Source organism: Lysinibacillus sp. 2017, assembly GCF_003073375.1.
GTDB lineage: Bacteria > Bacillota > Bacilli > Bacillales_A > Planococcaceae > Solibacillus.
Genome location: NZ_CP029002.1, coordinates 2775143 through 2787911 on the forward strand (window position 1 = coordinate 2775143; position 12769 = coordinate 2787911).

The 12769-nt window shown below is 37.5% G+C and carries 12 protein-coding genes; 5 read left to right on the forward strand and 7 right to left on the reverse strand.

The annotated features are described in order from the left end of the window. Positions 1 to 7: 7 nt before the first annotated feature. From DCE79_RS13495 to argC, 4 genes are read right to left on the reverse strand one after another with little or no spacing between them, the layout of a single operon-like run. Positions 8 to 1144 carry an acetylornithine transaminase gene (locus tag DCE79_RS13495; protein ID WP_108713559.1) on the reverse strand — a complete coding sequence of 379 codons (1137 nt, stop codon included), beginning with the start codon at positions 1142 to 1144 and terminating at the stop codon, positions 8 to 10. Next, a complete protein-coding gene (gene argB / locus DCE79_RS13500; protein WP_108713560.1) occupies positions 1141 to 1917 on the reverse strand; it encodes an acetylglutamate kinase in 777 nt (258 codons plus the stop codon). The genes DCE79_RS13495 and argB overlap by 4 nt, the downstream gene beginning before the upstream one ends. After that, positions 1880 to 3103, reverse strand: coding sequence for a bifunctional ornithine acetyltransferase/N-acetylglutamate synthase (gene argJ, locus DCE79_RS13505; RefSeq protein WP_108713561.1), 1224 nt, complete (start codon positions 3101 to 3103; stop codon positions 1880 to 1882). The genes argB and argJ overlap by 38 nt, the downstream gene beginning before the upstream one ends. 46 nt (positions 3104 to 3149) lie before the next feature. Then, positions 3150 to 4184, reverse strand: coding sequence for an N-acetyl-gamma-glutamyl-phosphate reductase (gene argC, locus DCE79_RS13510; RefSeq protein WP_108713562.1), 1035 nt, complete (start codon positions 4182 to 4184; stop codon positions 3150 to 3152). 309 nt (positions 4185 to 4493) lie between these two features. Here argC and DCE79_RS13515 point away from each other — a divergent pair, with 309 nt between their 5' ends. From DCE79_RS13515 to DCE79_RS13530, 4 genes are all read left to right on the forward strand, one after another. Next, positions 4494 to 5126, forward strand: coding sequence for a GNAT family N-acetyltransferase (locus DCE79_RS13515; protein WP_108713563.1), 633 nt, complete (start codon positions 4494 to 4496; stop codon positions 5124 to 5126). 25 nt (positions 5127 to 5151) lie between these two features. Next, entirely contained in the window at positions 5152 to 5799 is a 648-nt protein-coding gene (locus DCE79_RS13520) for an acetoin utilization AcuB family protein (protein WP_108713564.1), read from the forward strand. Then, the gene (locus DCE79_RS13525) at positions 5796 to 6959 is read left to right on the forward strand and encodes an acetoin utilization protein AcuC (RefSeq protein WP_108713565.1); all 1164 of its coding nucleotides are present in this window, start codon (positions 5796 to 5798) and stop codon (positions 6957 to 6959) included. The genes DCE79_RS13520 and DCE79_RS13525 overlap by 4 nt, the downstream gene beginning before the upstream one ends. A gap of 120 nt (positions 6960 to 7079) precedes the next feature. Next, positions 7080 to 7493: a universal stress protein gene (locus DCE79_RS13530; RefSeq protein ID WP_108713566.1), complete on the forward strand. Its 414-nt coding sequence runs from the start codon at positions 7080 to 7082 to the stop codon at positions 7491 to 7493. Positions 7494 to 7546: 53 nt separating this feature from the next. Here DCE79_RS13530 and ccpA read toward each other — a convergent pair whose 3' ends face one another. Together ccpA and DCE79_RS13540 are read right to left on the reverse strand one after the other, a co-directional pair. After that, positions 7547 to 8545, reverse strand: a complete 999-nt coding sequence (ccpA, locus tag DCE79_RS13535; protein ID WP_108713567.1) for a catabolite control protein A — start codon at positions 8543 to 8545, stop codon at positions 7547 to 7549. 271 nt (positions 8546 to 8816) lie between these two features. Further along, a complete protein-coding gene (locus DCE79_RS13540) occupies positions 8817 to 9902 on the reverse strand; it encodes a bifunctional 3-deoxy-7-phosphoheptulonate synthase/chorismate mutase (RefSeq protein ID WP_108713568.1) in 1086 nt (361 codons plus the stop codon). 176 nt (positions 9903 to 10078) lie between these two features. Between DCE79_RS13540 and DCE79_RS13545 the strand changes: the two genes are divergently transcribed. Beyond that, a complete protein-coding gene (locus DCE79_RS13545; RefSeq protein WP_108713569.1) occupies positions 10079 to 12238 on the forward strand; it encodes a cell division FtsA domain-containing protein in 2160 nt (719 codons plus the stop codon). A gap of 42 nt (positions 12239 to 12280) precedes the next feature. Here DCE79_RS13545 and DCE79_RS13550 read toward each other — a convergent pair whose 3' ends face one another. Then, positions 12281 to 12766 carry a YtxH domain-containing protein gene (locus DCE79_RS13550; RefSeq protein WP_108713570.1) on the reverse strand — a complete coding sequence of 162 codons (486 nt, stop codon included), beginning with the start codon at positions 12764 to 12766 and terminating at the stop codon, positions 12281 to 12283. Positions 12767 to 12769: the final 3 nt, after the last annotated feature.

Here is a 12769-nt window from a genome sequence, read left to right on the forward strand (position 1 = left end):
ACTTTTTTTATTTAAGAATAACTGATTTCAAAACAGCTACTGCTTCATCAATTTCTTTTTCAGACACCGTTAAAGGTGGTAATAAACGAATAACTTTCGGGCCTGCTGCGACGGTTAATAAACCCGCCTCATCAAGCTCCGTTACATAAGGAGCTACATCTATCCCACCGAGACCTAGGCCAAGCATTAGACCTTTTCCTTGAATTGTATAGATATCATCAGGAAATGCTTCTTTTAACTTTCCAATGAAGTATGTAGATTTTTGTTTCACATTATTTAAAAAAGATTCATCAAATACTTGATCAATAACTGTTTGCGCGACAGCAACGGCTAACGGGTTTCCTCCAAATGTTGTGCCATGCGTACCCGCATTAAATGTATCAAACAGCTCTTCTGTCCCGAGTATGCCACCAATAGGGAAGCCGCCACCAAGCCCTTTTGCCATCGATACGATATTTGGTTGAATTGCGGTTTGTTCAAAGGCAAAGCGTGTACCTGTTCGACCAATACCCGTTTGCACTTCATCGACAATAATTAAAACGTCTGTGGCTTGCTGGATTTCATGAATGGCCTTGGCAAATCCCTCTGAAACCGAATTGACGCCACCTTCCCCTTGAATCATTTCTAGCATAATCGCTGCCGTTTTATCGTCTACCGCTGCTTTTAATGCTTCAACATCATTAAAGGGTAATGTAACGAACTCACTCACTAATGGGCCAAAACCTTTTCGGACTTTATCTTGACCTGTTGCACTCATCGCACCAAATGTACGACCGTGGAAGCTTTGTTCAAATACAATAATTTTATGCTTGCCTGTATGCTTGCGTGCTAATTTTATGGCCGCTTCATTTGCTTCAGCACCACTGTTACAAAAAAACGCATACGATAACGGTAAATCCCTTACTAATGATGCCGCTAATTGTTCTTGACCCGGACTTTCGAATAAGTTACTAATATGCCAAAGCTTTTCACTTTGTTTTTGAATGGCTTCAACAATAGAAGGATGCGCATGACCTAAACTACAGACGGCAATTCCACTCGTAAAATCTAAATAACGCTTTCCTGTTGTATCAAAAACTTCTGTGCCTTTCCCTTCGACAATGGCGAAAGGTCTTCTTGCGTAATTTTGAAATAATGCACTCATTTGACAAGCTCCTCACTTAGTATAGTTGTACCTGTTAATGTCTCATTGACAATTTGTACGGATGGAATACCCGCTTTCAAGCAATTTAATGCACCTTGCACTTTTGGAATCATACCTCCATAAATATGCTCTTCATGAATCCATTGTTCTATTTGAGCCCGTGTCACTTCCGTTTGATACGCGTCATTTATGCGAATACCTTCAACATCTGTCACTAATAATAAGCAGTCTGCACCAACCGCTAATGCAATTTCACTTGCAACGGTATCACCATTAATATTAAGTGCTTGTCCGTCATTTGTCGCCCCTATACAGGCAACTACTGGAACAATTTTTTCTGTCAATAAGGTATCGATTAGCGCTGTATTGACATGTGTTACTTGGCCCACATAACCATATGTCGATTGATCGAGAAATGTACTTTTTAATAATTGTCCATCGAAGCCATTTAAACCAATTGCCAAAATGCCAGCTTCGTTTAACTCATAAACGAGTGCAGGATTTACTTTGCCAATTAGTGTCGATTGTACAAGCTCAATCATTTCTTCACTTGTTACACGCAATCCATTTACTGTATGTGACTGGATACCTGCTGATGCTAATGCACGATTAATAGCCGGACCGCCACCATGAGTAATAATTAGTTGAATCCCCTGTGCTTGAAGTGCTTTGAAATTACGAAAGAAGGCCTCATTTAGACCTTCTAATGTACTACCTCCAAGCTTGATGACCATTTTACGAGCGGTAGGATGCGTTGATTTGAACGTAGTCATAAGTTAAATCACACCCCCATGCAAAGCCATGCCCTTCACCCACTTCAAGCGACACATATATTTTCACTTCATGTTGTTTTAATATCTCAATTAACGCTTCTTCTGAAAATTTAATGGGCTCGCCGTTTTCTACCATCGTAGCACCACCAATTTTTATCGTGATTTTTTCTGGATCAATTGTTGCACCGGAATAACCTACTGCAGCAATAATACGCCCCCAGTTCGCATCACAGCCAAATACTGCAGTTTTTACTAATGGTGAACCTACTACTGATTTTGCAATTTTACGTGCTTCTTCATCTGAAATGGCACCGTCGACTTCCACTTCGATTAATTTCGTAGCCCCTTCTCCGTCACGTGCAATGGATTTTGCTAAATCTTCTGCGACTAGGCGTAATGCTGTGTAGAAATTTTCCCATTCTGGATGTGTTGGAGATAAAAGATTATTCCCTGCTAAACCATTAGCCATCACGACAACAGTATCATTCGTTGATGTATCCCCGTCGACTGTAATCGAGTTAAATGTACAGTCGGTTACATGAGATAATGCTTTTTGTAACTCCTCTGAATCAATATTAGCATCAGTCGTAATAAAGCCAAGCATTGTTGCCATATTTGGTTCAATCATCCCTGAGCCCTTTGCTGTTCCTGATACTAATACTTCCTTTCCATCAATGATTGTCGCATATGTTGTGTTTTTCATAACAGTATCTGTCGTCATAATTGCTTGTGCAAAATCAATACCGTTTTCAAGTTTTGAATCTGGGTTTAGAAGATCTATGCCTTTTTTCACAGGCTCCATCTTCATAATTTCACCGATAACACCCGTTGAAGCTACGCCAACAAGTGTCTCATCAATGCCTAGTTTTTGTGCGGCTAACTTTTGCATTTCATATGCATCTGCCAAACCTTGTTTCCCAGTACATGCGTTAGCATTGCCTGAATTGACGATCATTGCTTGCATTTTTTTTGTATTATAAACAACTTCTTTTGTCACTTTAATCGGTGCAGCCTGTACAGCATTTGTTGTAAATACACCTGCTACACTTGCAGGTACTTCACTAATTAAAATCGCTATATCTTTTTTCTTATGCTTAATCCCACAATGTACACCTGCAGCTATAAATCCTTTTGGTGACACGATATTTTTACTGGATAGCTTTTTCATTTCAATTACTGTCGTCATCATTAAATCCTCCATTTTCTTGTTAATACTCTATCAATCAATCATTTTATACAAAATAAGGCAAAATATGTAACCCTGTTTGCTGTGGATACCCAAACTGTACATTCATATTTTGAATGGCTTGACCAGCGGCTCCCTTAACTAAATTATCGATAACGCCAACAATCGTTGCGCGGTTTGTTCGTTCATCAAGCTTTACATATATGTCGCAGTAGTTTGAACCTTTCACCCGATTCGTTCCAACCGACGATGCTTCTTGTATGACACGTACAAAAGGATTACTTGCATAAGTATCTACTAAGCATGTGACTAATTGCTGCTGCGTCACGCCTTGTGTAACCTGTGCGTAAGAGGTCGCTAATATGCCGCGCGTCATTGGTACAAGATGGGTATTAAAGGTGATTTTTGTATCCACATGCGCAAACATCGAAATTGCCTGTTCAATTTCCGGGATATGTTGGTGCTCATTCATCTTATAGATAGAAAGACTTTCATTCGCCTCGCTGTAATGTGTGCTTTGTGAGGGCTTATTGCCAGCGCCTGATATTCCACTTTTCGCATCAATCACTAAAAAACTTGGATCAATTAACTTTTCTTTTATTAAAGGTAATAGTGAGAGTAATACTGCCGTTGGATAACAGCCAGGGTTTGCAATAAGCTCTGCACCGTGAATGGCTTGCTCATTCCACTCTGTTAAACCATACACACTTTTATCAATGGCCTCTTTAGGGGCAGCTTTTTTTTTATACCAAGTTTCATAGCTGGCTAAGTTCTTTAACCTGAAATCACCAGATAAATCGATCAACTTCGGTCCCATTCCTAATAATGGTGGGAATAAGCTACTTGAAACTCCTGAAGGTGTACTTGAAAACACAACATCATAGTTTGCTAACTTATCGTAGTCAATCTTTTGCAAGGGCTGATCATATAAATCGACTAAATGTGGGAATTTATGCGAGAAGTTCAACCCTTCTTCTGACGATGTGAATAGTCCTACTTGCGTTACTTCTTTATGATTATGCAACAATCGAATTAATTCTAATCCGCCGTAACCTGTTGCCCCGATAATACCTACTTTCATCTTATCACCTCTTAAATTCTGATATTTCATCATCGTACTTTTTGAATTTCATATTATTTATTAAGATAAAAATAAGTATAATTATGAATATTTATTTAGTCAACTGTATTTTTATATAAAAACAAATTATTCTGATTTCAATTGTCGCTTTTTAGTTATTACTAAATCATGCTACTATTTCATAGGTTAAATCTTATTACAAATTTAAGATTTTCAAATTTCTAACAATTTAGTTATTTTCGGTTAATATCAGCGTATTTTCGCATAAAATACTGTATAATAGAAATATCATAATCAGGTGGTGTGAATATGAAACACGTGAAAAAATATTACAGTATTGAATTTGAAACAAGGCATGGTAATACAATTGTTGAAGGGCCTGTTCCTTCTGAAAAATTAGCTACATATACCTTGCATGAAGACTTAAAGGCGTTTCGACCTTCTCACCAACAACATGAAGCACTTATCAATATTGCAAAATTAGAGGAAGGACGAATCATTTTAATCCGTCAAGAGAACCTTGTCGTCGGTTATGTTACGTATCTTTATCCAGATCCATTAGAACGTTGGTCTGAGGACCGCATTCCAAATATGATCGAACTTGGTGCAATTGAAGTTATCCCTGCTTACCGAGGAACTGGTACAGGTAAAAAGCTAATTGAAGTGTCGTTTATGGATGATGCGATGGAAGATTATTTAGTTATTACAACTGAATATTATTGGCATTGGGATTTAAAGGGAACAGGTTTAACTGTGTGGGATTACCGAAATATGATGGAACGAATGATGAAGTCCGCTAATTTTGAATATTACGCGACCGACGATCCAGAGATTACGTCACATCCTGCAAATTGTTTAATGGCACGTATTGGTTCACGCGTTCAGGCTGATACACTTGAACGATTTGACAGACTTCGATTTAGAAGTCGATTCATGTATTAATTCTTATCACAAAGGGGATTGAAAAATGATTGTCGAACAAATAATGAACACCGAATTACATAAACTTCTTCCAGAAAATACAGTACGTGATGCAGTACACCTCATGCGAGATAAAAAGATTCGTCACGTTCCTATAGTAAATAAAGACAATGTGATCGTTGGCATTGTAACAGAACACGATATTAAAAATGCATTGCCTTCTTCGTTGCGCGATGAGCCAAACTCGACTGTTTATGACGCGTCAATTGAAAGTATTATGACAAAAAATCCAATTGTCGGACACCCTTTAGACTTTGTCGAAGAAATCGCATTAACTGTTTACGAATCAAAAATTAGTTGCATTCCGATTGTTTCAGTAGGAGAACTTGTGGGCATTGTCACAACCTCTGATTTACTCTATACGTATATTGAATTAACTGGAACACATCAACCTAGTTCAAAAGTTGATATCCGTGTAGCCGACCGACCTGGAATGCTTTATGAAATCACAAAAATATTCTATGATAATCACGCCAATATTTTAAATATCCTCATTTATCCAGATGGTGAAAATGAGAAATCTCGTATTTTAAGTGTCCGTTTACAAGTAATTAATCCATTAAGTATTATCGAAGACTTGCGCCAACAGGGCTATGACGTCCTATGGCCAAACTTACCCGGCGTAATTCTATGAAAAAAGCCGTTTTTATCTATTCGCCAGATCAACTTAATTACAAATTTTCGGACACACACCCCTTTAATCATAAACGATTACACTTAACAATCGATTTACTCAAAAATATTGGTGCACTAACAGACGACAATATTGTCCCAGCACGTATGGCAACGGATGAAGAAATTGCATTAGCACATGATCCTAAATATATTGAAATGGTAAAAATGGCTGGTCATGGGGAATTAACGCAGCAACAAGGAGAGCCTTATGGAATTGGAACAGAAGACACACCTATGTTTCCAAATATGCATGAAGCAAGCGCTCTACTTGTTGGCGGTACATTACAGGCTGTTGATTATGTTTTACAAGGTAAAGCCGAGCATGCACTCAATTTAGGTGGTGGTTTACATCATGGTTTCCGAGGACGAGCTTCAGGATTTTGTATTTACAATGACAGCAGCGTCGCCATTAAATATATTCAACAAAAATATGGTCTTCGGGTGTTATATGTAGACACGGATGCCCATCACGGAGATGGTGTTCAATGGTCATTTTATGATGATCCTAATGTGTGCACATTATCCATCCATGAAACTGGGCGTTATTTATTCCCTGGAACAGGTAATATTACAGAACGTGGAAATGGTGCAGGCTATGGTACTTCTTTTAACTTCCCGATTGATGCCTTTACAGAAGATGAAAGCTTTTTAGATGTATACGAACAGTCAATGCGTGAAGTATTTGAATTTTTCAAGCCAGATGTCGTGTTAACTCAAAATGGTGCGGATGCCCATTATTTTGACCCATTAACACATCTGTATGGTACCATGAATATTTATAAAGAAATTCCGAAACTCGCGCATAAACTTGCCCATGAATATTGTAATGGCCGCTGGATTGCTGTTGGTGGAGGCGGTTATGATATTTGGCGTGTTGTACCGCGTGCTTGGTCCTTTATTTGGACAGAAATGACTGATCAACAAGCGCCAACAGGACCGTTACCACAAGATTGGCTAGATAAGTGGCAACCTCAATCACCCGTTCCATTTATTCCAACATGGGAAGATCCAACTTCTTTATATGAGGAAATTCCACGTAAAGCAGAAATTCAAGAAAAAAATGCACAAATGCTTGAAAAGGCGTTACATATGGTTCGAACAGAAAAAAATAATTCTTAATTTTTCTATACAATATTTCGTCATAAGATTATATAGTTTTTTACAAAAGTCTAAGAAAGGCTCCAAAAACACATTCTATGTAATATAATGGTTATATTATATTTATTTGGAGGTATTTAAATGTATAAACATATTTTACTTGCTGTAGACGGTTCTGAAAATTCATTGCGTGCAGCACAAGATGCAGTAAAAATTGCTTCACAAGAAACCGTAATCGAATTAATTTCTGTTATTCCAACAGAAGGGATTACTACTGAATTAAAGCATGCGGATACACTTGATAATGTCGAAGCTGAGTATCGCAAAAAAATTATGAGTGAAATAGCGCTCGTTAATGAAAAACATTCGAACGTAAAAGTAACAATGGAACACGGTCCAGCGGGTCGTATCATTTCAAACTATGCGAATAATAACGGTGTAGATTTAGTTGTTATTGGTTGCCGTGGCTTAAATCCAATGCAAGAAATGGTATTTGGTAGCGTTAGTACGTATGTAACGAAAAATGCAAATTGCTCAACTTTATTAGTAAAATAAATTATTAACATATGAAAACGCCATTTCCTAAAAGGAAAATGGCGTTTTCATTATTATTTACTCGAATCTCTCAATTCAATACGATGTGGTAAAATAACACTTTGTTTTTCTACCTCTTCTTTATTCATGTATTTCGTCAATAAGCGCATCGCTACAGCACCGATATCATATAGAGGTAACACAACGCTTGTCAATTGTGGACGTACCATTCGTGCTAATTTTGAATTTTCAAAGCTAATCACTTCTACATCTTCTGGCACGCTTTTACCACTATCTTGAACACCATGAACAATTCCAAGAGCTAATTCATCATTACCTACGAAAATAGCAGTTGGCGGCTCTTGTAATTCACCTAATGTTGTCCAACTTTCTATGCCGTCATCATAAGAACCATCCCCTGGAACGATTAGTGCTTCATCTACTTCAATGCTTGCTTGCTGCAATGCATCCTTATATGCGTTTAATTTATGTTGTCCATTCACTGTATATTGTAATGGTCCCGAAACGAACGCAATACGCTTATGACCCTTGTTAACAAATTGCTGAATGGCCTCAAGTGTTGCTGTGTAATAATCAATATTTACGGAAGCCACTTTTTCAGTTGCACTTACTGAGCCTGCTAGAACAATTGGTACGGGACATGCTTCAACCGCACGTTGGATATTTTCCGTAACTTCTTCACTCATCATCACGATACCATCCACTTGTTTCCCAAGCATCGTATCAAGTAATGTTAACTCTTTTTCTTCATTTTGATCACTGTTCGCTAAAATAATATTATAGCGATACATAGTCGCAATATCTTCAATACCACGCGCTAGCTCAGCATTTAAATTATTCGAAATATCAGGGATGATGACTCCTACTGATGTTGTTTTTTTACTCGCTAAACCACGTGCTACAGCATTTGGTCGGTATTCAAGTCTTTCGATGACTTCTAATACCTTTTTTCTCGTTGTTGGCTTTACATTTTGGTTACCATTCACTACACGTGATACTGTTGCCATCGATACATTTGCCTCACGCGCAACATCATAAATTGTGACAGTCAAAAAATCTCCCCCTTTTCATTGTTCATTCGTCTACACAATTTCTAAATAACTAATTCGGATTTCCGAATTTATGTATAACCTAATGATATAATACTTTCATTTCCATTTTCAATCTTAAACCGAGTGAATCACTCGAATTTTCGTAAATTCAATAAAAATTCATAGTTCAGACGTATTTTTTTATAAAAAAGGGCGCTATCTAATGGATAGCACCCTTCTTTATTACTTATTTGAGCCATTTATGCGTGTTTAACTTAAGGAGTCGGATTAATTATTTTGATACTTCATATTGCTTCATGAATTTTAAAATTTCATCATAGAAAGCATTGAAAGTTGGAATATCCATTTGTTGTTGTTGATCAGATAATGCAATTGATGGATCTGGATGAACCTCTGCCATTACCCCATCTGCACCAATAGCAATTGCTGCTTTCGCACAAGGTAATAATAAATCACGGCGACCTGTAGAATGTGTTACGTCTACCATGACTGGTAAGTGTGTTTCTTGTTTTAAAATTGGTACAGCTGAAATGTCTAATGTGTTACGCGTTGCTCTTTCGTACGTACGAATACCACGCTCACAAAGGATAATGTTTTCATTTCCTTTTGACATAATGTATTCCGCTGCATGAATGAATTCATCAATTGTTGCTGCTAAACCACGTTTTAATAGCACTGGTTTGTTTGTTGCACCTGCTGCTTTTAATAATTCGAAGTTTTGCATATTACGTGCACCGATTTGAATGACATCGATATAATCTAGTGCGTGATCTAAATCAGATGGCGTTACGATTTCTGTAATAACACCTAATCCGTATTCTTTTGAAACTTCTTTTAATATCTTTAAGCCCTCTAAGCCAAGGCCTTGGAAATCATAAGGTGACGTACGCGGTTTGTATGCACCGCCACGAATTAATTTTAAGCCTTTTTCTTGAATAGAAGCCGCTACAGCAGCTACTTGTTCGTATGATTCTACTGCGCAAGGCCCGAATACAAATGAAGGTGCCCCTGAACCAATTAGTTCATTATTAACATTAATGACAGTATCTTCTGACTTTTTCTTGCGTGAAACGAGTAATTCCTTTTTCTTTTCAGCTTCTAGTTGTTTTAAAGCCGTTTTGAAGATTTGTTTGAAAATAAAATCAACCGTCATTTGATTTAAAGGTCCATTATTATTTTTTTGGATTAAATCAAGCATGTGACGTTCACGTAATGGATCATAACGATTTACACCTTGCTTTTCTTTGATTTTACCAATTTCTTCTACGACTGTAGCACGTTCATTAATTAAACGTAAAATGTCTAAGTTTAAGCTATCAATCTGGCTACGTAAGCTTTCTAAATCTTGTTGACTCATTCTCTTGTTCCCCTCTTCCTTGTACCCGGCACTTTCAGATAAATTAAAAGTATGATACATTTTTAAGTAATAATCCTATTATAATCAACTAACGAAAGAATGTCACGCATTTTTAATTTAGCGCTTCAACTCGCTAAAGTATATTGTAATAATGAATTGAAAGGAAGCGTTTTCAAATGACAAATAAATTGTTCGCTTTGGATATAGGTACGCGTTCGGTTGTCGGCATTATTATAGAACAACACGAGGACCATTATCATGTAGCAGATATTTTAGTAAAAGAACATAAAGAACGTGCCATGGTCGATGGACAAATACATAATGTTTTGTACGTAGCAGAACTCATTAAAGAAATAAAAAAGCAATTAGAAGAAACACATGGCCCTTTAACGAAAGTAAGTGTAGCAGCTGCCGGACGCTCATTAAAAACGGAGCAAGCGATCGTTACTATCTCGATTAAAAACCGCCCTATTTTTACAGAAGAAGATATTAACCGCTTAGAATTACAGGCCGTACAACAAGCCCAGCAGCAATTATTGCAGCAAAAAGAAGATGCAAAAAACAACCACTATTACTGTGTAGGTTATTCAGTGCTTTACTATCGTTTAGATGGCGAAGAAATCGGAAGCTTACTTGATCAGCAAGGGGATGAAGCGTCTATCGAAGTCATCGCTACATTCCTACCTCGTGTCGTTGTAGAATCTTTACTCGCTGCATTAAAGCGTGCAGATTTAGAAATGGAAGCATTAACTTTGGAGCCAATTGCAGCGATCAACGTTTTAATTCCCCCATCAATGCGTCGACTAAATGTCGCATTAGTTGATATTGGGGCAGGTACTTCTGATATTGCCATAACCGATAAGAGTACTGTCGTTGCTTACGGCATGGTGCCAACAGCCGGCGATGAAATTACAGAGAGTCTAAGTGATTATTACTTATTAGACTTCCCAGTAGCTGAGATGGCAAAACGTCAAATGCACAAAAATGATAAAATTTTAATCCAAGATATTTTAGGCTTTGACCAATATTACCCTCGTGAAGAAGTGTTACAAGCTATATATCCTGCGATTGAAAATTTAGCGAAGTCTATCGGCGAAGAAATTTTACGTTTAAATAATCAAGTAGCACCAAAGGCCATCATGCTTGTAGGTGGTGGTAGTTTAACGCCTAACTTAACCAATGAGCTGTGTAAAATTTTAAATTTACCATCAAATCGAGTAGCCGTAAGAGATTTAGATGCTATTCCAAATTTAACACGCGCTGAAAATATTGAAGCAACACCAGAGCTTGTAACACCGATTGGTATCGCCATAGCTGCACAAAAAGCACCAATCCATTACATGTCAATAACGGTTAATGACCAGGTTGTGCGTTTATTTGAATTAAAAGAAATGACTGTAGGCGATGCATTTTTAGCAGCGAATATTCGTGCAAAACAGCTATATGGAAAACCAGGTCATGGATTATCGATAACGGTCAATGGTCAAAGTGTATTCGTACCAGGTGAACACGGAGAACCAGCTCGCATCTTATTAAATGGGGAAGAAGCTTCTACGAAATCACAAATTAAGGGCGGCGATAAGATTGAATTAGTTGCAGGTAAAAATGGGGATCATGCAAAAGTCAATGTCCGCGAAATTATTGATGCAGCTGCTGTTAAAACGATTACAATCCAGGACACAATGCATATGTTAGAACCGAAAGTATATGTTAACAACAAATTAGTAAATTTAGATACAATGCTGAATGATCGTGATATTGTCGTTGCTGAAACGGTAGAAACCATTGAAAATGCCCTTAAGCAGACAAACAATTTAACCCAATACAATCAATTCCGTTCATATAGTATCCAAATTGATGGTAAACCTGTTTATTTACCAGAGTATTCTTCACAGCTTTTCATTAATGGCAAGCCAGGAAAACTACATTATCCAGTTCAAAATGGAGATGTGCTTACATTTGAACAAGTTTCATTGCCAACAGCCGAAATGATTGCGAGTCATTTAAACCTACTATTAGAGGATAAAATGATTGTGACTTTCCAAAACGAACAAGTCGAGCTTGCGAAAATTGCACGTGAATTTTTTGTTAATGGTAAAGTCGTACAAGGAATCGTAACTGTTCCAAATGGTGCAACGATAAAAATAGTAGAAAAAGATACGGGCAAATGGATTTACCAAGACGTATTCCGTTTCTCAACATGGCAACTACCGACAGCATTTAAAGGCTCCTTTACAATTCTGCGTAACGGTCAGCCAACATCATTTGATGCTGATATTTTTGGCGGTGACAAATTAGAAATTCAGTTAACTGAACAACCTGTACCTAGTAGATAAAATAGAAATGGCCTCCAATAGCGCGTATTGGAGGCCATTTTTTTATTCGATTGATGAATGGCGTGTAGAATTTGTTACATCTTCATCTACTTGTTCTACTTGTTCTACAGCAACTGCTACGTCTTCTGCTGCTTCTTTAAAAACATCCTCTAATGGTTCTTCACCTTCTGAAGAAACCGTACCATCATCATAAGCAGGTGGCTGCTTAGCTGTTTTTGCCTTTACTTTACCAACTAAAGTTACCGATTGCTCTTTTAATTGGTTGGACAATTGGGTTGTTTTTTCCTTTGCAGTTTCTGACAACTCAGCGCCCTTTTCTTTTAATGTTACTGCTTGAACAGCAACATCATTACGTAATTCACTGCCAGCTTTTGGCGCAAGTAACAATGCCGCTGCTGCCCCTACAATTCCGCCCACTAAAGCGCCGATGACAAAATCTTTCATTTGAACGCTATCCTCTCCATAAATCGATTTATCAATTTGTGTAAAATCTTGAGGTGATTGAACTGTTACTATCTTTTCTGCCATAAA